The sequence below is a fragment of the Hymenobacter tenuis genome, from assembly GCF_054780495.1.
The window spans coordinates 1,093,638-1,116,053 of the sequence record NZ_BAAGWF010000001.1 but is presented as its reverse complement, the minus strand read 5'-3'; the positions used below and the strand labels follow the sequence as shown (position 1 = coordinate 1,116,053).

16 protein-coding genes are annotated in these 22,416 nt (G+C 55.9%); 15 read left to right on the top strand and 1 reads right to left on the bottom strand.

Annotated features, from left to right (window positions below; all coding sequences use genetic code 11):
- The first annotated feature begins 322 nt into the window (after window positions 1-322).
- From ACYVGU_RS04815 to ACYVGU_RS04750, 14 genes are all read left to right on the top strand, one after another.
- On the top strand, window positions 323-787 hold the full coding sequence (locus ACYVGU_RS04815; RefSeq protein WP_460621133.1) for a carboxypeptidase-like regulatory domain-containing protein: 465 nt from the start codon (window positions 323-325) through the stop codon (window positions 785-787).
- 214 nt (window positions 788-1,001) lie between these two features.
- The gene (locus ACYVGU_RS04810; protein WP_460621132.1) at window positions 1,002-1,649 is read left to right on the top strand and encodes a DUF2459 domain-containing protein; all 648 of its coding nucleotides are present in this window, start codon (window positions 1,002-1,004) and stop codon (window positions 1,647-1,649) included.
- 575 nt (window positions 1,650-2,224) lie between these two features.
- On the top strand, window positions 2,225-7,687 hold the full coding sequence (locus ACYVGU_RS04805; RefSeq protein ID WP_460621131.1) for an MBG domain-containing protein: 5,463 nt from the start codon (window positions 2,225-2,227) through the stop codon (window positions 7,685-7,687).
- 367 nt (window positions 7,688-8,054) lie between these two features.
- Window positions 8,055-8,423 (top strand): hypothetical protein, encoded by a 369-nt coding sequence (locus ACYVGU_RS04800; protein WP_460621130.1) that lies wholly within the window; start codon window positions 8,055-8,057, stop codon window positions 8,421-8,423.
- Between the two features lie 146 nt (window positions 8,424-8,569).
- The gene (gene hisS / locus ACYVGU_RS04795) at window positions 8,570-9,967 is read left to right on the top strand and encodes a histidine--tRNA ligase (RefSeq protein WP_460621129.1); all 1,398 of its coding nucleotides are present in this window, start codon (window positions 8,570-8,572) and stop codon (window positions 9,965-9,967) included.
- Window positions 9,968-10,226: 259 nt separating this feature from the next.
- Complete coding sequence (locus tag ACYVGU_RS04790; RefSeq protein ID WP_460612200.1) at window positions 10,227-10,721, top strand: YciE/YciF ferroxidase family protein; 495 nt, start codon at window positions 10,227-10,229, stop codon at window positions 10,719-10,721.
- 80 nt (window positions 10,722-10,801) lie between these two features.
- Window positions 10,802-11,692 carry a cyanophycinase gene (locus ACYVGU_RS04785; RefSeq protein WP_460621128.1) on the top strand — a complete coding sequence of 297 codons (891 nt, stop codon included), beginning with the start codon at window positions 10,802-10,804 and terminating at the stop codon, window positions 11,690-11,692.
- A gap of 257 nt (window positions 11,693-11,949) precedes the next feature.
- Window positions 11,950-12,321: a hypothetical protein gene (locus ACYVGU_RS04780; protein WP_460621127.1), complete on the top strand. Its 372-nt coding sequence runs from the start codon at window positions 11,950-11,952 to the stop codon at window positions 12,319-12,321.
- 167 nt (window positions 12,322-12,488) lie between these two features.
- Window positions 12,489-13,535, top strand: coding sequence for an MBL fold metallo-hydrolase (locus ACYVGU_RS04775; RefSeq protein ID WP_460621126.1), 1,047 nt, complete (start codon window positions 12,489-12,491; stop codon window positions 13,533-13,535).
- Between the two features lie 129 nt (window positions 13,536-13,664).
- Entirely contained in the window at window positions 13,665-14,555 is an 891-nt protein-coding gene (locus ACYVGU_RS04770) for an RES domain-containing protein (protein WP_460621125.1), read from the top strand.
- A 278-nt stretch (window positions 14,556-14,833) separates the two neighbouring features.
- Window positions 14,834-16,336 carry an HAL/PAL/TAL family ammonia-lyase gene (hutH, locus tag ACYVGU_RS04765; protein ID WP_460621124.1) on the top strand — a complete coding sequence of 501 codons (1,503 nt, stop codon included), beginning with the start codon at window positions 14,834-14,836 and terminating at the stop codon, window positions 16,334-16,336.
- 124 nt (window positions 16,337-16,460) lie between these two features.
- Window positions 16,461-18,407: a T9SS type B sorting domain-containing protein gene (locus tag ACYVGU_RS04760; RefSeq protein WP_460621123.1), complete on the top strand. Its 1,947-nt coding sequence runs from the start codon at window positions 16,461-16,463 to the stop codon at window positions 18,405-18,407.
- Between the two features lie 97 nt (window positions 18,408-18,504).
- Window positions 18,505-18,840, top strand: coding sequence for a YbaB/EbfC family nucleoid-associated protein (locus ACYVGU_RS04755; RefSeq protein ID WP_460612207.1), 336 nt, complete (start codon window positions 18,505-18,507; stop codon window positions 18,838-18,840).
- A gap of 34 nt (window positions 18,841-18,874) precedes the next feature.
- On the top strand, window positions 18,875-19,912 hold the full coding sequence (locus tag ACYVGU_RS04750) for a glycosyltransferase family 2 protein (protein WP_460621994.1): 1,038 nt from the start codon (window positions 18,875-18,877) through the stop codon (window positions 19,910-19,912).
- Window positions 19,913-20,022: 110 nt separating this feature from the next.
- Here ACYVGU_RS04750 and ACYVGU_RS04745 read toward each other — a convergent pair whose 3' ends face one another.
- Window positions 20,023-20,241 (bottom strand): PspC domain-containing protein, encoded by a 219-nt coding sequence (locus ACYVGU_RS04745; RefSeq protein ID WP_460612209.1) that lies wholly within the window; start codon window positions 20,239-20,241, stop codon window positions 20,023-20,025.
- Between the two features lie 169 nt (window positions 20,242-20,410).
- Between ACYVGU_RS04745 and ACYVGU_RS04740 the strand changes: the two genes are divergently transcribed.
- On the top strand, window positions 20,411-22,219 hold the full coding sequence (locus ACYVGU_RS04740) for a tetratricopeptide repeat protein (RefSeq protein ID WP_460621122.1): 1,809 nt from the start codon (window positions 20,411-20,413) through the stop codon (window positions 22,217-22,219).
- The last annotated feature ends 197 nt before the right edge of the window (window positions 22,220-22,416 follow it).

The following is a 22,416-nucleotide window of genomic DNA, read 5'->3' as shown; positions in this document are numbered from 1 at the left end:
TGGAAAACTCTGAAGCAGAAAATAAACTTAAACAGTACCTTGCTTTACATAGTACCTTTTAGTATCTTTATTCTGTTCTTCCAATTCGGCCTGTAGGGCCCGCCCGCCAAACCGGCCGGCCCTCTTACCCCGAAACAGCTCCGCTCCTGACACCAGCGGGGCGCTGCCCCACCCGGCGCCTGGCCACTCCGCCACCCGCCACTCTGGGCTCGATGCAACTCTCTTTTTTGCTGACTCTCGCCGGGATGCCCGGAACGGAACCGCGGCCGTTCCCACTAGCCTCGCCCGATGGTCTAAGCCCTTCCTTTCACTTACTACTGTCATGAAAACTTCCTTTGTTTCCAGCGCCCTGTTGGGCATTTCCCTCCTCGTTGCCGGCGCTCAACTGCCTGCTCAGGCTAGCTCTACTCCGGGCCGCGGTACGGTTTCGGGCCGCCTCTACGATGGGGAAACGCAGGAGCCTATTCCCTATTCCTACGTGGTGGTACTCCGGGCTTCCGATGGCCGTTTTGTAAAGTCGGTAGAAACAGATGCCAACGGCCATTTTCGTGCTACTGGCTTGCCCTTAGGCCGCTATACTGTCCGGACTACCGTGTTGGGCTACCACTCCATCAAGCCCGCCGTTGCCCTGCACTCCGCAAAGTCGCAGCAGGCCCTGGGTACGGTAGTCCTGGTGCCTCTGGGTATGCCCCAGCTTGCTCCCGCCGATCAGCAAGCGTGGGCCAAACGAAGCAAAGCAGTAGCCGCAGTAGAGCCGCGCCGGCCAGTAGTTCGCGTACGGTCCTAGACGCGACCGGTCGTCGGGTAATCAGTTATTAGCTTATCCTTGCCACATCCGGCCAGCTACTTTCCTGCGGGAAACTGGCTGGCCGGATGCGTGCGTTTAGCCTCTTCTACACGCAAAGTTGCTAGGTCAATTAGCACTTGAAACCCAGATGGGCGCAGGGTTTCAACCACCAGGAAAGCTAGTACCTTCGCAATATCTTGCCAGGTGCTTGTATATGTCGGCTTTTGCTGCTTTTCTTCTCTTTTTGCTGACGGGCACTCTGGTTCCTATCAACCCAGGCTTTCGGCAAACGCCTGATGGCATTCCTGTTTATATAGTTTCCAACGGCTTTCATACCGCGATGGTGCTACCTACACAGGAGCCTCATACGGGCCACAACTGGCTGCAAACACTAGGCTTGCCTACCCTCACAACCCGATTTGCGCGTTACCCCTACGTGGGGTTTGGGTGGGGCAACGAAGGATTTTTTCTGGGCTCGATGGGCGGCAAATTTCCCAGCCCCAAAGCTATTGTGGGGGCAGCTTTTCCCTCGCGTACCCTCATGCACGTTGATTTTTACCGGGCTGCTCCTGATTCCGGCGCCCGGGTTGTGCCGTTGCGGATTTCGCCTGCTGAGTATCGCCTGCTCACGGCCTACGTGCAGCACTCCTTCCGCCCCGATACCCTAGGGCGCCCGCAACTGCGACAACCAACTGGCTACACTCCCGAAGACTTTTTCTTCCTGGCCCAGGGCCGCTACCATGCCTTTCGCACCTGCAACGACTGGACCAACCGAGGCCTGCGCACTTCCGGACTCAGGGCCGCACTCAAGGCACCCTTCGCCGCCGCCGTTATGTTCCAAACTCGAAAGGCGAAGCGTTAACCCCTAAGCAGCAGCGAACAAGCATAGCATACACCGTAACCCACGCAAGCCGGGGAAATATGCCCCCAGCGTAAAGTGTTGCGCCAACAATGCTACCTAGCGTTCTACTAGGCTGGAGAGGGAGTCAGTCCTTAGCCCTGGAAATTGGGCCGCTGGTGCAACTAGGCACTAAGCGCGGCAACTCACTTAGCTGATGATCTAAGCATCTTACCAGCAATAAGTTGCCCTTTTACTATCCTAGCCTCACTCTCTTAGCAACCCTGCAGCTAGTGTGTAATCACAGGTAAACTACGCCTTGTAGCGCTTCATAGCCATGATGATTTTGCGTAGGGAGGTGCCAATTATGTAAGCTCCTGTTTTACGGGGCAATTGAAATATTAGTTGTTAACATATTTATTTTTATTTGAACAATTATAAAGTTTATTGATAAATTACCGTACAATTAGATATCATTCCCCCTCCTCGATTTCTTGACTGTATCAGTAGCCTTACTTGGCCACTGCAGAATTGTCCTGTCCCTTACCGGGCTCAGCGCCCGCGTGTTTTCTATTTTCTTTAACCTCACCTACCCACCTATGTACACACCTATACCACGCTCAAGCTTCTGGTCCCAGGCCAAGGTCTATGGGCTTCTGCTGTTGCTAAGCCTGTTCTGCTCCGCAGCAGCTATGGCCCAAACCGCTACCGTTTACACCGATAAAGCCGATTACCTTCCTGGAGACATCGTTTTCATTGAAGGAGATGGATGGCAACCTGGTGAGCAAGTCAGGCTTGAAATCGACCATTCCACAATCACGCACGGCAATACTGTGCTTACTGCTTTAGCAGACGACAACGGCCATATTTATAACGACGAGTATCTGATCCAGAGCTATCATTTAGATGAATCATTCGTGTTGCTGGCATCAGGCCAAAGCTCCGGGCTTACCGCTCAAACAACGTTTACGGATGGTAACACCGTCGGCCAAATCAGTGTAGGAGCCCAGACACCCAATCTCATTTACACAAATCAATCTGCAACGTATTCCATTATAGTTACTGCCAACAAGACTGTTACTTCGAACACTTTATATGAAGCAGACTTAACAATTAATTCACTTCCAGCAGGGGTCACAGCTGTTTTCTCACCTTCCCGTGTTTCATTTTCATTAAGTAATCCAGGTGTTTCCACACTAACATTATCTACAAGTCAATTAACCCCAACTAATATTGCAAATAACTTTACGGTAATAGCCAAAAGGCCCAACTCAAGTGGTAACAGTGATACAGAAACGGCTCAAGGCACATTAGTAGTTACTCCTATCAGTCCAACAGTAATTACAACAACTGCCGTTTCTGGCACTTATGGAGGGCTAGTTAACTTAAGCGCAACTTTAAAGAATGGCTCCTCAGCCGTAAGCGGCAAAAGCATTTCATTCAACTTAAATGGCACTCCGGTAGGCTCAGCAACTACTAATACAAACGGAATAGCCACCTTATCATCCGTAAGCCTAGGTTCACTTTCTTTCGGAACCTATCCGGTAGGTGCATCGGCCAGTTTCGCAGGTGATGGAGCTTTTTCGGCCAGCACTACCTCAAACAGCCTCACTATAAATAAAGCCAGTCTTTCGATTGCCGCGGCTAACACTACCCGTATTTATGGCAATAACCTTCCCGCTTTCACTGCATCGGTGGTTAGTGGAATAAAAAATAACGAAAGCTTCAATGTGAGTGCAACCAGTGAAGCTACAGCAGCTTCAGGAATAGGCACTTACGACATTATACCATCAGTAACTGGCTCTACGCTCACTAACTATACGGTTACACCCACAAAAGGCATACTCACTATAACTGCGCGCCCCATTACCATTACGGCTGATGCCAAGGGCATGACCTATGGCGATGTAGAACCGCCCCTTACATACCAGGTAACGAACGGAAGTTTGGTACAAGGTGACAGCTTTACGGGTGAGCTTAACCGGACTTCGGGGGGTAGCGTGGGCAGTTATCCTATCAATCAAGGCACTGTTGCTTTGAATGCTAATTACGACCTAGCGTTCCAGCCAGCAGACTTCACAATCAACCCGAAAGACGCTTTTGTTAGAGCCGATTCAAATGGCAAAGCATACGGTGACTCAGAGCCAGCATTAACCGGCGAGCTTTCCGGGTTTCTGCCTGCTGACAACGTAACCGCCACATTCACTCGCACGCCCGGTGAGGACGCCAATGGTAGCTACACCATTAGCGCAGCTCTCAGCCCTGAAGCAGTACTAGGCAATTACAACATCTCAACCCAAATAGCGGCCTTTACCATTGCCCAGAAGGCAATAACCATCACGGCCACCCCACAAAGCAAACCCTACGGCACTGCCCTCGACCTGGGTACCACCGCGTTTTCAGTAACAGCCGGAGCACTGGTGAATGGCAACACTATTTCGGCCGTGGCGCTGGAAAGCCCGGGCGCCCTGGCAACTGCGGCAGCTACCACAGCGGGCTCAGAATACCCTATTACACCTAGTGCAGCAACAGGCAGTGGCCTGGAAAACTACGATATCAGCTATGCTGCCGGGAAACTTACCGTGACCAAGGCCCATCTGGAAATCAGGGCCAGGGACGCCAGCAAAATATATGGTGAGGAACTTAGCTTTTTAGGAAGTGAGGTGGAAGTGACAGGGCTTATACTCAATGATAAAGTTGAATCAGTGACGCTTACCAGCGTGGGAGCCGCCGCTACTGCTACAGTAAGCGCACCGGGCCCAATTTATGCCATCGTGCCTACCCTCGCTACTGGAACGGGCCTAGATAACTATTCCATTTTGTACAGCAACGGTACACTTACCCTCCGCAAAGCGCCTGCTACCATTGCCTTGTCTGGCCTGACGGTTGCGTATGATGGACAGCCTAAACTGGTAACGGCCACCACCACGCCTGATGGCTTAGAGGGAGTAGAATTAACCTATAATGGTGCTTCCAGTGCGCCAAGCACCGCCGGTTCATACCAGGTGGCGGCTACGCTTACTAACCCCAATTACAAACTAGTAACCTCAAGCGGCACGGATTTGGCCAGCGAACAAGCTACGCTTACTATCGAGCAGCTTGCTCCCATTTTTACTGAGTTGAGCGCCAGCCAGAGTATCACCTACGGGGATGCCTCCATCAGCCTGTCGGGGAAGCTGAGCAAGAACGGCTTAGCGCCAACTGGGTCAGTGTCGGTTGCTATTAACAGCGTTTCAGTGCAGACGCCGTTGGCAGCTGATGGGTCGTTTAGCCTCACTTTTAACACCGCTTCGCTGCCAGCTAACACTGCGGCCTACACCATCACCTACTCTTACTCAGGAGACACCAACTTCACGAGTGCCGCCGATGCTGCTACTTCCCTGACCGTAAACAAGGCGCAACCCGTCATCACCTGGAACAACCCAGCGGCTATCATCTACGGGGCCTTACTTTCGGAAACGCAGCTGAACGCTTCGGCTTCGGTAGAGGGCACCTTCACGTATTTGCCGGTGGCGGGCACCAAGTTACCGGCAGGCACGCATGAGCTTTCCGTAACGTTTACCCCCACAGATGCCACCAATTATAAGAAAAGCACTGCCACCGTTACTATCCATGTGGAGCGGGCAACTCCTGTACTCAGCTGGACGGCCCCGGCAAACCTAGTGTACGGCACGCTCCTATGCAACAACCAGCTGAATGCCTCGGCCGAAGGAGTAGAGGGTTCGTTTACCTATACCCCAGCCGCCGGCACCTTACTGGAAGCCGGCCCAGATCAGAAGCTGACCGTGAGCTTCTCCCCCACTGACGCTGCTAACTACACCGGTCCCATTACAAAAGAAGTATTCATTACGGTAGACAAGGCCGTTGCCAACGTACAGGTGAGTGGCTACACTGGCACTTATGATGGCAACCCACACGGTGCTTCGGGAACGGCTACGGGCATTAACGGCACCTTACTTGGTAGCATGCTCGACCTAGGCGAGCAGTTCACTGCTGTGCCGGGCGGCACCGCAACCTGGACGTTCAACGGCGGCAGGAATTACCACAACCAAAGTGGCTCCGTGAGCATCATACTCAGCAAAGCAACGGCTACTGTAGCGTTCAACGAGGCATCATTAAGCCAGACCTACAACGGCACGCTCCGTAACGCACTAGCCCAGGTAACCGGCGCAACCGGCACGAGCACCTTTACCTACACCTACGATGGAGCATCCACCGCGCCTACCGATGTAAAAACCGGAGGGTATCAGGTAGTAGCCACCCTAGTAAACAACAACTACGCCGGCTCCGCCACGGGTGTGTTGCACATTAACAAAGCCAATCTGGAGGTAATCACCGATAGCAAGAGCAAGCCCTACGGAAGCGCCTTCGCGCTGGCTGATTTCACTGGCCGACTGACCGGCAACATTGCGGCCGATAACCTGAGCATTGCCAGCTTTGCCAGCTCGGGCGCCGACGCAACGGCTACTGTTACCGGCGGGCCTTATGCCATCAGCGCTACCCTCCGCGACCCGCAAAACCGCCTGGGCAACTACACTGTCATCAGCCGTTATGGCAACCTGACGGTGGTCCCCAAGGCCCTGACAATTACGGCCAACAGTATTCAGTCGGTGCAGTACAGCGACCTGGTGCCCGCTTACACAGTAAGCAGCGAGGACTTTGTGAACTCCGAGACCCTAGCCAGCCTGGCAGGTACGCTCAGCTTTACCAGCACGGCTTCTTTGGCTGCCAACCGAGCTATGCTAAGTGGCCCAGGTGTGTACTCCATAGAGCCCACTGGCCTCACTTCCTCTAACTACACTATCACCTATAAGGCAGGCACGCTCACGGTAACCCCCGAAAACGCCAAGGCCGAATACATAGGAGCACAATTTGTGAGCACGGGCGGCACAACTTCCAGCACAGCCACTGTTGTGCTCCGGGCCCAAATTCAGGATGTAGCTTCCTGGATACCAGCCACAGCAGACCTGGACGGTGGCGACATCAAAAACGCCAAGGTTGACTTCATCATCAAGAAAACAGCTACCGATGCTTTTGTTGCCACGCTCTCTGACGTTCCGGTACAGCTGATGACAACGGGCAACACCTTGGTGGGGGTTGCCCAGAAAGAATACACCTTCAACATTGGTAATGAAACCGGCGAAGTGTATACTATTGAAACCCGAGTAAAGGGCTTTTACACGAGCGAGCCGGAGCTGGATAACATCAACATTGCCAAGCCCTCGCAAGACTTTATAACAGGCGGCGGCAATGTTTCCTCAAAAGTGGCCTACTTCGAAAAGGGAATAGATGCCACCCGGAAAGTGAACTTCGGGTTCAATATTAAATGGAATAAATCGGTTAAAAACACCCAGGGCTACCTCAATCTTATGCTCCGGAGTACCAATGGCACTATGTATCAGTTTAAGGCCACTGCTTTAGGCTCATTGGCCGTTGATGCCAGCAACCCGTGCTCCCAGAAAGCCACCTTCACCTGCAAAGCAAACCTGAATAACGCTACCCTCGGCACAAACATCGAAGGCAACCTGAACCTGCTAGTGTCGATGGCGGATAACGGCGAGCCAGGTGCGGGCGTTGATAAGATCCGGATTGAGATATGGCGCGGCACCCAAGGCGCCGGGGGCACGCTGGTGTTTTCGGCCAGCGGAAGCAGCTCACTGCAAGAAGTACTGCTGAATGGCGGCAACCTCTCGGTGCGCAGCGGTAACACTACCTGCACCACTACCGTGAAAGCTACCGCGCAGTCTACTCTACTCACGCAGCCTACTACCACGCCTTCGTCCGCTACCCTCACTCCCCCTAGCAACCTGCTGGAGGTGTACCCTAACCCACTCACTGACCAAGGCACGGTTCATTTCCGGACCGAGAAGGCTGGCAAGGCGCAGGTACTGGTGTTTGATGGCATGGGCCGGCAGGTAGCCAAACTTTTTGATGGCGTAGTGGCCGCCGGTGAAGAGCAGCACGTACAGTTTAAGCCTCAGGACTTACCTAGTGGCTTCTACATCTGCCGGCTGCTCACCAATGGTAAGGTAGAAACCCACCGCATCACTATTCAGAAGTAAGCTACATTCATACGCTACCAATCAAAAGAGGGCCAGGATACTCCTGGCCCTCTTTTTTGTGAGTTCTAGGTTGTCTCCTACTTTGCTTTTTAGCACAAACCAAATATAAACATTACTAAACAAGCTCAGCCGTAGCGTTTCGCATACTAGCGCACTACGGCTGAGCTTGCGTTAGCGCCTCATCAGTTGATAGATAGATTTGCTCACAGACAGAGGGTAGCGCTTATCAGAATATCTCTTTGTTTTCTTGGAGTTTACGCATGAATTCACTCATCTAAGTCCAATAATACCATTTTGATGCAACCATTTTCCTCGGTTTCTCAGTATGACTATCGGTTGATCTATACTTCTTAATCGCATCGTACGCATGCTGGATGTTCATCGTGAAATTCTGACTAACGGCTTTATGCTGATAGTTTCCCCCGATGGCACTTCTAAGGATGAGATTAAGTTGACTCGGGCCCTGCATCGGGCCAGCCGAAGCGACAAGGCGGCAGTATTAATTGACCTGAGCCTGATTGATGAGCTTTCTGAAGAAGCTATTGACTTGCTGCTGGCGTATGCTTTTCTGCTGCACAACCAGGGCCGGCGCCTGATTTTGTGCCACGTACCCCAGCCAGCCCAACACCATTTCCTGTTTCTGGATGTGGCGTCGCAGCCCCTGCTAGTGCCTTCCTTGCTGGATGCCATGCAGGAAATTGACTTCATGGCCGGCATAAACCAGGTGCGCTCGTAACCCGCCGAAACCTGCCTCACCGGGGTTCAGGCGCGCCTCAGGCCTAGTAAACTTGTGGGCACAGCACGGGCAGAAAAGTAGAAATCCGGAAAATCCGTTTAAAACCGTGAATTTTACGGCCGTATTTCCGCATCCTGTTTTTTCTGATGAGCGCTCAAAAGCCCAGTATCCCGCGCGGTACCCGCGACTTCGGCCCGGCCGTGGTGGCCCGCCGCAACTATATTTTTGGCGTAATCCGCCGTGTGTTTGAGAAGTTTGGCTACGCGCCTTTGGAAACACCAACGCTCGAAAACCTGTCGGTGCTCACGGGCAAGTACGGTGAGGAAGGCGACCAGCTGCTGTTTAAAGTGCTGAACTCCGGCGATTTCGCCAAAGATGTTACCCCCGATGATTTGGCGGCGGAGAACCGGAGCAAGCGCATCCTGCCCAAAATAGCCGAAAAGGGCCTGCGCTACGACCTCACGGTGCCGTTCGCGCGCTACGTGGTTATGAACCGCAATACGCTGGTATTCCCGTTCAAGCGCTACCAAATTCAGCCGGTGTGGCGCGCCGACCGCCCCCAGCGTGGCCGCTACCGCGAGTTTTACCAGTGCGATGCCGACGTAGTAGGCACCGACTCCTTGCTGTGTGAGGCAGAAATTGTGCTGATGATGTCGGAGGTGCTTACCAGCCTAGGCCTCACAGAGCACACCATCAAGATAAACCACCGGCGCGTGCTGGGCGCTTTCTATCAGGCGCTGGGCGGTGAAGGTACCGAAACGGACTTGTTTACGGCCATTGATAAGCTCGATAAAATTGGTCGTGAGGGCGTGGAGAAAGAGCTGGCCGGCCGGGGCTTCTCGCCAAGCGCCATTGAGCGGTTGTTTGATTTGCTAGGGGTAGGCGGCGACTTTGAGGAGAAGCTGGAGCGCCTGCTCGCGGCCTTTGCCACGGCTGCTGTGGAGCCTGATAATGCCGACGGCTACAAAGGCCTGCAGGACCTGAAGCAGGTGCTGAACTACCTGCGCAGCTTTGGCTTCGAGAAGTGGCAGAACCTGGAGTTTGATGTAACGCTGGCCCGAGGCCTGAGCTACTACACCGGCTGCATCTTCGAAATCAAGATCAATAACGTGAACATGGGCAGCGTGAGTGGCGGCGGCCGCTACGATAACCTCACGGGCGCCTTTGGGTTGCCGGGCGTTTCGGGGGTAGGGTTTTCCTTTGGCGTGGATCGGCTGTATGACTGCCTGGAAGAATTGGCGCTGTTTCCGGAAGCTGTGGCCACCACTACCCGCTGCTTGCTCGCCAACTTCGATGCCGAAAGCGAAGCCGCGGTGCTGCCGGTGCTGCGCCAGCTGCGCGAGGCTGGCGTGGCCAGCGAGCTGTATCCGGAAGCAGGCAAGCTCAAAAAGCAGTTTCAGTACGCCGACCAGAAGGGCATTCCGTACGTGCTGCTGCAAGGCTCAGAGGAGCGCGCTGCTGGCCAGTTTAAGCTCAAAAATTTGGGCACGGGCCACGAAAGCACCCTCACACTAGAAGCCGTATTGGCAGAACTAGGCCAATAAGTAGTACTCCGCTTTCGGGCGCGAACCACATGCGTGAAGCACGGATATTATCCTTCGTGCTTCACGCATTTTTCGTTTAAACCAAGCTCAACCTTATGTGTATTCATAATTGATTATCAATGCATTGACGCATATTTTTCGCTATCAGGAATCGGGTTTAGCTCCAACCTGAACATTAACACTTCCTACCCCCTGCCGTATGCACAGACAGTCAGTCAATCGGACTGATGACATTTCCACTCTACCTATTCTTACTCCTATGTTCGACAAACTGGAAACCCTCGATGATCTGTTTGAAATGCAGCTCAAAGACCTGTACAGCGCCGAAACTCAACTAGTGAAGGCCATGCCCATGATGGCCAGCTCGGCTAAGGATGGTCGCCTGCGCCAGGGCTTTGAAACTCACTTGCGTGAAACCGAAAACCAGGTGGAGCGGCTGGAGAAAATCGGTAAAATGATGGACCTCGACCTGAGCGGCCATACCTGCAAAGCCATGAAAGGCCTTATTGCGGAAGGTCAGGAAACCATGTCGGAAAGAGCTACTGATGAGGTAATGGACGCCGCCCTGATTGCCGCCGCTCAGCGCATTGAGCACTACGAAATTTCGGGCTATGGTACGGCCGCTCACTACGCCGAGCGCCTGGGCCACACGGAGGCGGCTGCTCTGCTGCGCCAAACGCTAAACGAAGAGCAGAACACCGATACCAAGTTGAATAACCTGGCCAAAAATTACATCAACGCCAAAGCCGAATAAGTCAGTTTTCTGGTTTTGTTCCCAACAAACGCCCGCTTTGAGCGGGCGTTTTTGGATGCTTGCTCTTGCTCACCTACCCCATGGCGAATTCCAAAAAATCTACTAAATCCCCAGCGGCCAGCTGCCCCGTTCCTCAGGGCAAACTGCTACTCATAGGGGGCCACGAACACAAGGGCGACGCAGCCGATAACGACCTGGAAGCTTCGCGAAACCTGAATTTTGCCCCTGAAGCTATTCTGCGCCGCTTAGCTGAAGAGATTGGCTCGCAGGGGCACCTAGTAGTCATTCCAACGGCTTCCTCTATTCCGGAAGAAGCCAGCCAGGACTACATCGATGCCTTCAAAAAAATAGGTGGGCCAGCCGTAAAGGTTCTCGATATTCGGGAGCGGAAAGAAGCCAACGACGAAGCAATCCTGGAGGTACTAGATAAGGCCGGTGGTGTACTCTTTACTGGTGGCGACCAACTCCGGCTTACTACCCTGCTGGGAGGCACCCTACTCCAGCATCGCCTGCACGAGCTCTACTCGTTCCAGAATTTTATTATTGCCGGTACCAGCGCGGGCGCTACGGCCATGAGCACCCCCATGATTTATCAGGGCCGCGACGACGCGGGTTTCCTGAAAGGCGAAATCCATATTACAACGGGCCTAGAGTTTCTGCACGATGTAGCCGTGGATACCCACTTTGTGGCGCGAGGTCGCATTGTTCGCATGGCCCAGATTCTGGCTACTAATCCGGCGTGTGTGGGAATGGGACTTGAAGAAGATACTGCCGTGCTGGTTACGGAAGGCAAGGAACTGGAAGTGCTGGGCAGCGGACTCGTTATCGTGCTTGATGCGCGCAGTTGCAGCTCTACCAACATCCATGAAATAGCGCCGAATACCCCATTCACCCTGCGCGATATTCGGCTACACTTGCTGGCAAGCGGTGAGCAGTATACCCTACCCATTCAGCCTCGCATATACGCCTAACCGAGTGCCTGTGCGGACAGCATTACGCCACTCTTCCGTATTTCTACGGACCCATTTGCTTTAAAATCCGTAGAAGTTTTTCATGATACTTCTGATTATCAGAATACTATCTGCGTAAAGCAATCTACGCTTACAGGCATATGCTGTTTCTGGTAAGCCAGGAGCAGCGCTTCTTGGCAGGCAGCCTGATTACAGCCCACTTCCAAGGGGTTTAGCTTGGGCCTTGCTTGTTTTTGTACCACTTTCCTTTCCTACTCATGCATCAATCAACTTTCAAGTTTTTGGCCACTGCCCTACTAGGCTCTGCTTTGACGCTAAGCTCCTGCGGCAGCAACTCCGGCAAGCAAGCCGATTCTACTAGCTCAACTGAGTCCAGCAGCGGCGATATGGACGCTAACGGCAGCGTCGATATCAATGGCAGCACTGACATGTCAACTGACTCGTCGGGTATGAATTCCTCCACCCAAGGTACTGGTGCTTCCACCGGTTCCACCACCAGCAACTCCACACCAGGTAGCACCACTGCCGGCGGCTCTACGGGCGGCTCCATTGGGGGCTCTACAGCCTCTACCAGTGGTTCCAGCACCACGGCCTCTACCACCGGCGGCTCGGGCAGCACTACCAACTAACCGCCAGCCAGCCCTGCCAGGCCCTCTTAGGCGGTTGCGCGCCCAACACTACCTAGTAGCTGCTACTCTCGCCATTAGCTTTGCGCTTCAGGCAGGGGTTTAGCAGTTCGTAGGGGCTAGTGACCATGGTAGCGCCCTCTGTTTTCCAGCAACTTATCTTCCTTTCCATGCCATCAACTCAAACTGAGCCTGCTTTGGGCACCAACCGCGCCACTACCCCGGCACTGTTTCCGGTAGTTCCAGGCATTTGGGGACTCCGCGATGTTTTTGCCAATCTGTACTACATCCGCGAACAAACCATGCCTACTGCCTCCTGGGTGTTGGTGGATGCGGGCCTGCCCGGCTCCGGCAAAAAGGTGCAGCGCCAAGCCGATTATCTTTTCGGTGCCGGCAACGCACCCGTGGCCATTCTGCTCACGCACGGCCACTTCGACCACGTGGGGGCGCTGCCGCATCTGCTGAAGCAGTGGCCTGGCGTGCCCGTTTTTGCTCATAACCTGGAGCTTCCGTACCTAACGGGCCTTTCCTCCTACCCGCCCCCCGACCCAACCGTTGGCGGCGGCGCCATGGCAGCCATGTCGTTTCTGTATCCGAAAGCCCCGCTTGATTTAGGCTCCAGAGTGCAGCCCTTACCCGCCGATGGCTCGGTGCCAGGGTTGCCGGGCTGGCGCTGGATTGCTACCCCAGGCCACACGCCGGGTCACGTTTCGTTTTTTCGGGATGAAGACCGGCTGCTAATAGCCGGCGACGCCTTCGTAACCGTGAAGGCCGAATCCGGAATGGCGACGTTTACCCAGCAGCAGGAAGTACACGGCCCGCCCGCCTATTTCACCCCCGATTGGGTGCAGGCCCGGCAGTCGGTAGAAGGCTTGGCCGCGCTAAAGCCCGCTATTGCCGCCACCGGCCATGGCATCCCGATGCGCGGCGACGAGCTGGAAGAACAGCTTCAGGAGCTTTCCAACCGCTTTGAGGAGCTGGCTGTGCCAGCCCAAGGGCGCTACGTAGGCCACCCGGCCACCGCCGATGCTACCGGCGTAGTTCATGTACCGGCCGCCGCTCGCTCATCCAGCGCTCCGCTGTGGATAGCAGGCGCCGGGGTTGCGCTGGCAGCCGGTATTTATTGGCTACGTAGCCGGCGTACTTCTTCTGATAACCAGCCTTATACCAAGCGTTCGGCTTCGCGCCGGGCGTATCCTAGTACCTCAGGCTACTAGCCCTGGCTCAGGCTTAAAGGCGCCTGGCCGCTTTTGCTCGGTATTCTCCCCTGTCTTGCTTCCTCTCACTACCCCTCTACCGGATGGTAAGAGGAAGCGAGACAGGCTTTTTGTTTCCATTTTTTTCTTATGCCGGCTCCCCTCGCTTCCTTGCCCGACACCGGGGCGAGTGTGCGGCGGCAACTCGCCGCCCTACGTCACCTCAACCTCCGGCGTCATTCCATTTCATTACTCCGAGCCCGCGTGCGCCGGCTATTGGCCGGACACCCAGTGCGCTGCATTGAGCTGCCAGCCGGCGTGGTGTTGTATCGGGGTGTTACCGGGGCCCGGCCTACCCATTGGATGGATGTGTCGTATCCGCCGGCGGAACGCGTGCAGTACGATCAGCGGGCGAACCGTGCGGGACAGGCCATGTTTTACGCCAGCGCCACGTGGCATCCGCCTTTTTTTGAGGCCGGTGTACAGCCCAACGACCAGATTGTCATTAGCCGCTGGATTACGCGGGCACCCCTCCGACTGGTAAGTTTTTATGAGCCCAACCAGTGCACCGACGACCCCCACGCCGACCGTAATGTGGCGCTGGGGCAGGCCCTGGCACACTTGCCTGAGCCAGCACGGCTAGTGGCAGCGTTTCTGACGCGCATTTTTACAAAAGCAGTTTCCGACCAGAATTCGCACCATTATCGGCTTTCTGCGGCGGTAGCCGAAGCGTGTGAGTTGGGCACTGCGTTTGATGGGTTGCTGTATCCTTCGGCCGCGATGCCGTCGCCGGCCCATAACCTGGCCCTGCACCCACGCCTGATTGATGCCGGCAAGCTGACGTTGCAGTACGTAGAGCACTTGCGCGTAAACCGCGTCGAGACGGAAAGCCTGGATGTGTGCTCCCTAGATTTTGCTAACCAGATTAACGAGGAAGGCGGCCTGGAGTGGCTGGGCCAGCCCGGCAACTGGGTGTTGCGGGAAGCCGGCAGCAGCTCCATCGTAGACCTTACCTCCGACAACGCGCGGCCGAAGAAATAGCCCGGGCCGCTGATGGATGTAGGCACCACAGTCATTGGCTTCGCAAGACAGTTTACTAGGAACCAGCATCTAGTAACTACTTGCCTACGTGCACACAATCCATTTCTATCAAACCAGGCGGCGGTTTGAGTGGATTCCTGGCCTAGTAGACAGAAAGCTACAGCGCGAAACCGAAGCCTATTCCTGAGCACGAACTCAACACCTTGTGGGAACCGGGTTAGGGCGCTACCGGGAAAAGTGGCATTTTTGGCATTCCGCCATTTCCCGCTCCCACCCGCATGTCGCACCCAGATTTCGCCCTCGCCCCTTCCTCTCTCCTCGATTTAACTACCCTCGACCATTTACTGCGCTCCCGAACGCGGGTGGTGCTAAGTGAGGAGGCCAGCCAGCGCATTGCCCAGTGCCACGAGTACCTGCAGGAGCGCCTGGCACGGACTCCTGATGCGGCCATTTACGGCATTAACACCGGATTTGGGGCACTTTGCAACCAAGCCATACCTAGTGAGCAGCGGCAGCAGCTGCAAATCAACCTGATGATGTCGCACGCCTGCGGCACCGGCGAGGAAGTACCCGCTGACCTGGTGCGCCTGATGCTGCTGCTGAAAGCGCAGAGCCTCAGCTACGGACACAGCGGCGTGCAGGTAAAAACCGTGCAGCGCCTCCTCGATTTCTATAACCGTGGCATGCTGCCCGTGGTGTACCAGCAGGGCTCACTGGGTGCCAGCGGCGACCTTGCCCCGTTGGCGCACTTATGCTTGCCGCTGCTGGGATTGGGCGAAGTAAAATATGAAGGGTACCGGCTAGCTGCCGCCGATGCCATGAGCCTATTTAGCTGGGAGCCGCTGGTGCTGGAAGCCAAGGAAGGACTGGCGCTGCTGAATGGCACGCAGTTTATGCTAGCGTACGCCGTACATTGCCTGTTGCGCACCCGCCGCCTGCTGGCCGCCGCCGATGTCATCGGGGCACTTTCCCTGGAAGCGTTTGATGGCCTGCAGGAGCCCTTTGATGAGCGCCTGCACCGGATTCGGCCCCACGCGGGGCAGCTTGCAGTGGCCCAGCGGGTTCGGGCGCTGCTGGAGGGTAGTGAATTGCAGCAGCGGCCGAAAGCCGCCGTCCAGGACCCGTACTCGTTCCGGTGCATGCCACAGGTACACGGTGCCTCCCGCGATGCCCTGGCTTATGTGCAGCAGGTAGTAGAAACCGAGTGCAACGCCGTCACCGATAACCCCAACATTTTCCCCGACGATGATGCCATCCTGAGCGGCGGCAACTTCCATGGGCAGCCTCTCGCCCTGGCCCTCGATATGCTGGCCATTGCCACGGCCGAAGTAGGTAGTATTTCGCATCAGCGCACCACCCAGCTCATCAGTGGCCAACGGGGCCTGCCGCCTTTCCTGGTGGCAGAGCCCGGCCTGAACTCAGGCCTGATGATTCCGCAGTACACCGCCGCCGGTATCGTCAGCCAGAACAAGCAGCTGTGCACGCCTGCTTCCGTGGATAGCGTAGTGAGCAGTAACGGCCAGGAAGACCACGTGAGCATGGGCGCCAACGCGGCCACCAAAGCCCGCCGCGTGGTGGAAAACGTAGAGCAGCTACTAGGCATTGAATTGCTGAATGCGACCCAGGCTCTGGCGTTCCGCCATCCTACCCGCACCTCCGAGGCGCTGGAGCAGGTAGTAGTAGCCTTCCGCGAAAAAGTCCCGTTCGTGTCGCAAGACCGGGTGTTGTATCCTGATTTGCACGCCGCTGCCGCCTTCGTCCGCAGCTATGAGTGGCAGTAAGAGGTGGTAGCTACCGCTGTCCCGGCATGAAATACTAGGGCCCGGGCAGTGGCAAAGCGTTTTTTACGCGGTAAAACCTGCTACTTTGGTTTCGCGGGCAGACGTAATCTGCATCGTCCTCGTTATGGGAACAGTGAAACGACTACTGCTACTTTTGCTGGTTCAGGTGGTGGCCTTCCTGGCGGCAAGCCCCCAGGTGCAGGCCCAATGCAGCAACACGCCCAATTCAGGAGCCTGCTTTAAAGTATTTGACGCCATCACGAAACAGGAGCTGCCTGCTACGCTGTGCGTGGGCCGTGCCGTGCGGCTGCGCGATTGTAGCGGCAAAAACCTCAACCCCGCCCAGATTTACTACCAAACCGGCTCCTCCATCATCTGCTCCGGCTTCCGGGATACCGCCACCACCTTCACGCCCACTACGCCGGGCTCGTTGGTTATCACCCAGAACACCCAGGGAACCAGCAGCCAAGGCGTTATATTGGGACAGCTCTATACCGTTCGGGAAACGCCTGAGCCTACCTTCACCCTGACAACCTGCTCTCCTGATTTGGTGGAGGTTACGGTTACCGACACCAACTACGACCAGTATTTTGTACAAGTCGGGACGGATGCCCCGCAGCCGGCCTTGCGTGGCGTACCGAAGCTGTACTCTACTAACACCGTAAACTCTGTAACCGTCACGGCTCGCTACACGGATGCCACCTTATGCAGCGGCAGCAGCACGCGTCCGTTTACGCTGCCCCCGCCGCCGCAGCGCCCTAGCCTGAACACGCTTACCGTTCAGGGCACCGCCATTGACTTTAGGTTTAGCAATCTGCAGGCCGAGTACCGCTACGTGTTGCAGGTTGCCGATGCCGCCGCACCCGCGGGCTACCGCACCGTGGCTCCCATCCCGAGCAGCACTGCCTCCTTCACGCTCAGCAACGCCCCGCTGCCAGGCTGCTACCGCCTGCTACCCCAGGATGCCTGCCAAACCTCAGCCAACCAATACCCTGCCTCCTCTGCGGTGTGCACTATCGCCCTCACCGGAGCTTCCCAGAACGGGCGCAATCAACTGCGCTGGAATAGTACCGGCACAGGCTCCTACGCACTTAGCCGCACCGATGGCCAGAATACCATCCAGCTTCAGGTGCCGCCGGGGGCTAGTCAGTACGAAGACACAACCGTGGCGTGTGGCACTACCTACCGCTACCGCCTCTCACTAACGATGGGCAGCACTACTTCCACCTCCAATGAGGTGGCAATTACCACCAGTTCAACGTTAGCCCCACCGGCGCCGCGCCTGTTTGCCTCGTTTACGCTGCGCAACCAGGTAGCCCTCACGGCTACCGTACCGCGTAACCCTACCGCCGGGCAGCTTACCTACCTGCGCAACGGCACCGAGTTGCGGGTTACGCCCCAACGCACCGTGCAGGACTCTTCGCTGCTGGCCTTTTCCCTTACTGATCCGGTCTGCTACACGGCTCGTTTTCTGGATGCGTGCGGCAACCAATCCGCCGAAAGCGCGCCCATGTGTCCGGTGTTGCTGGAAGCCACGGCCGCCAACGATGATGGAACCACCATTCGCCTGAACTGGACTGCTTTCCGCAGCCCCGATGCCACTGCTGGCGTAACGTACCGGGTCATCACGCTGTCTCCTACCAACGCGGTGCTCAGTAGCCGGCCAGTGGGCCCAGGCCTGACGTATCTGGATCTGCAGCCACCCCAGGAGCAGCAGGTGGTTCGGTACCGCATTGAGGCTAGTGCCCCCGGTCTGCCGGCGCCCAGCTACTCCAACATCGCAGCAGTAGCCCGCCAAGTGAAACTCTATGTGCCCACGGCCTTCACACCCAACGCCGATGGACTAAACGACGTGCTGGAGCTGAAAGGCCGCTACCTCGATACCTTTCGCTTCATCATCATCGACCGGAATGGTCAGCAGGTTTTTCAGGCTACTTCCCGCGCTCAAACCTGGGACGGCCGCATTGGCTCGGCGGCGCCCGTGCCCGGCGCCTACATCTGGCGCTTCGAGACCACCGACCAAACCGGCAAGCGGCTCGTGCAAAACGGCACCATCACGATTATCCGTTAAAGCCGCTTAGGTAGCCGCGGCCGGCCAAGTGCCGTGCCGGTTCTGGCGGAGGCATACTATCTTCGCCACCTATTCCACCCTTTAACTACGCACTCCTATGTTTGATATGATGGGCATGATGGGCAAGATGAAAGAGCTTCAGGATAAAGTGAAGCAAGCCCAGGATCAACTGCAATACATTACCGCTACGGCCGAGTCGGGCGGCGGCTTGGTGCGCGCTACAGCCAATGGGCAGCGCCGCTTGCTTAAGCTGGAAATCGATGAGAGCCTGCTCCAACCCCAGGACCGCGATATGCTGGCTGACTTGGTGGTGGCAGCGGTAAACAAGGTAATGGACGAAGCTGGCGAGAAAGCCAAAGAGGAAATGAAAAACAAAACGGCCGGCCTCATCCCCAACATTCCGGGCCTCGATCTTGGCGGTTTTGGCCTCTAGTAACCCTAGCGAAGTTGGCGGCTCCTGCTCCGATGTGGCGGTTGTAATCCTGAATTGGAATGGCCGGAGCTTTCTGCAAAAGTTTCTGCCGAGTGTGCTGGCTCATTCTGAGGGGGCCGCGGTGTTCGTAGCCGATAACGCCTCAACCGATGATTCGGTGGCGCTGCTGGCGCGGGAATTTCCGCAGGTACAGGTCATCCAGAACAGTGGTAACCTGGGCTTTTGCGAAGGCTACAACCAGGCGCTGCAACAGGTGGGCCCGGAATTCCGGTACTATGTGCTGCTCAATTCAGATGTAGAAGTAACGTCGGGCTGGCTGCGGCCGCAGCGCGAGCTACTGGAAAGCCGGCCGGCGGCGGCTGCCTGTCAGCCTAAAATCAGGCAGTACAGTGAGGTAACAGAGCAGCGGCAGCAGTTTGAGTATGCGGGCGCCGGCGGCGGCTACCTCGATCAACTGGGCTACCCTTTCTGCCGCGGCCGACTCTTCGAGACCCTAGAGCCCGACACCGGCCAGTACGATGACGCCCGCCAAGTAGCTTGGGCGACGGGCGCCTGCATGCTGGTCCGGGCTTCGGCCTGGCACCAGTTGGGCGGCCTAGAGGCCCGGTTTTTTGCGCACATGGAAGAAATCGACTTGTGCTGGCGCTTCCAGAATGCCGGCTACGAAGTTTGGTACCACGGCAGTAGTACTGTTTTCCACGTGGGCGGCGGCACTTTGCACAAATCGAATCCGCACAAAACCTACCTTAACTTCCGCAACGGCCTAGCGCTGGTGTTCAAAAACACCCATTCGGCTGAGCTTGCGGGCGTCATGATTTCGCGGGTTGCCCTAGACTGGGTGGCGGCCCTGCGCCTGCTTATGCAAGGTGCCACCGCCGACTGCCAAGCTATTTTTCGGGCGCACTGGGATTTTGTGAAGCAACTGGGTTACTGGCGCGCCCAGCGCCGGAAGTTTCCGCCCCGCCTGCGCCATGCCGAGCGCAAGGGCTTGTATCAGGGCAGTTTGGTGTGGGCGTATTTCGGGCAAGAGCGGCACCGGTTTTCTGAACTGCAGCCGCGTCGGCTTACGTGAGGAAAAGGCCTAGTGATTTAACCCAACCAAGCAGTAAAAAAGCCCGCATCGGCGTTTCGGCTGAGCGGGCTTTTCAGAAAAGCTGCGTAAATCAGGAAAGTACTAGGCCTCTACAAGTCCCAAACCGTGCTGCGCTGCCGGCGCATGGCCCGGCGCACATTCATCCAGAATGCCAGCGCGAAATACAGCACTATGGGCGAGCCAAAGGTGAAAAATGATGCATACACAAAAGACAAACGGACGCTGCTGGTTGAGAAGCCCACCCGATTGCCGATGGAGTTGCACACCCCAAAGCTTTGCTTTTCGATAAAGTCGGTTAGTCGTTTCATACCTTCTGCTTTTCCGGTCGCCAACGGCGGCTAACCCAGAGTAAAATACAATGATTCTTGGCCTGTGTCAAGCACTTACGCGAGAAGCCTTCTGCAAGATACGTCTATCAGCTACCTTTTTTCGTTTGATGTCTGAATTTCGCGCCACCCCTGCTCCTAGCCTATGAGAATGTCGTTGTTGCGTCCGTTGCCGCGAGTGGCTATATTGCTGGCTGCTGGTTTTCTGCCAGCCTGCTCGCCCCTGTCTAAAGTACTGAAAAATGCGCAGACCGGGCAGGAGCTCACGGTGCAGCCCACGGTGTTGGAAAGCAACGGCGAAAACGTGCTATTTGAGGTAACGGCCAAAGTGCCCGCCAGCCACTTGCGCAAAGGCGCCGCCTACAACCTGGGCCTGAGCTACCGCTACAATAATGGCCTGCGCGAAGACACGGTGGGACGCCTGACGTTCATCTCGGGCGAGTATGTATACGACGAAGAGAAAAAGAATCAGCTCATCATCCGGAAGCAGTTTTCGTTTGCGTACTCCCAGCAGAAAAGCCCCGGCGAGCTGATTGCCCTGCCCGACGCCCGCGAAACCAAGCCCAACGGCAAGCGCGTGAAAGGCAAGGAAATTAAGCTGGCCCGCGGCATTGTAACCACCAGCCGGCTGGTAGTGCGCCAGGATACGGCCATCACGCTCATCCCGGAAACTGCCGATAACAACATGAGCGGCACCCGCGTGATGCCGTTTTTCTTTGATGCCGGCAAAGCCGAAATCCGCAACTACCTGGGCACCAACGTAGCAGCGCTAGAAGATTTCATTGAGGCCAACCAGCACACCGAGAAGGTAATGATTGCGGCTGGCCACTCCCCCGACTCACTGGATCGGGTTGATCCGCGCCTTTCCGATAAGCGGGTGCGCGCCTTGCTCAACTACTACAAAAAGCGCGTTGATACGGATTCCTACCTCAACAAAGTCAGCCAGATTGATTTTGAAACGGAAGCGTATCACCGCCGCTGGGACATGTTCCTGAATAAGGTGCAGCAGTCGGCCCTGAAACCGGCCCAGATTGACTCAGTAGTTCTGCTCATCAACGATACCGCTGGCTCCTACGCCACGAAGGAGAAAAGCCTGCAGAACCTGAGTTTCTATGATTACATCGAGCAATACATCTATCCGGTGATGCGCTTTGGCACCGTGGCTGTGCGCTACACCGCTCCCAAACGCTACGACTCAGAAATCTACCTGCTCTCGAAAAAGATTGTAGAAAAGCAGACCGAAGCCGATGCCCTGACGCCCGAGGAGCTGCGCTACTCCGCCAGCCTCACGCCGTTGCTAGCCGAAAAGCAGCGCATTTATGAAACCTCGGTGGCTACCACGGGCCTGTGGCAGGCCTACCACAATCTGGCGGTAGTGCTGTTGCAGCGTTCGGAGAAAGAAGTGAACCCCAAAGTGCAACGTGCCTACCAGCGCCGGGCCGCTGTCAACTTCACGCTAGCTGCCCACCGCAACCCAACCGCTGAGCTGTTCTACCGCACCGGTAGCGCTTACCACCGCGCTGGCGACAAACTGGAAGCCCTTCAGAACTACGACTATGCCATTAAGCTGGGCGGCCCGCGGCCCGTGCTGAGCAAAGTATTCTCTGATAAAGCCGCTCTGGAAATCGAAGTGGGCCAGCTTGATGATGCTCTGCAAAGCCTCAGCTACAGCGGAAAAACCTATCAAAACATCATGAACCGGGCCCTCATTTATGTGCTGAAGGGCAATTATCAGGGCGCCGCCAACATCTACGCCGAAGCCATTGCCCTGCGCCCCCAAGACCCGCTGCTGTATTACTGCCTTGCTGTGGTAGCCGCCCGCCAGCAAAACGAATCGGCTATGGCTATGCACCTGCGCCGCGCCGTGCAGCTAGACCGCACCTACGCCAATCGCGCCGTTGAGGACTTGGAGTACCGGGATTTTGCCAAGGGTAAAGCTTTCTTGGAAGCGCTGCGGTAAGAGGTGCAATGGTGAAGTAGTGAAATTGCGAGTTTGATGTTATGGTAGCACTACGTTTATACTCTGTGCCTGCAAAACATCAAACCCACAAACTCACCACTTCACAATTTCACCGTTTGTCCTTCCCGGCTACTCGTCGTAGCTTTACGGGCCGGACTCGTGCCGGCTTTTTGTTTCTGAACCGTCTTTTTTGACTT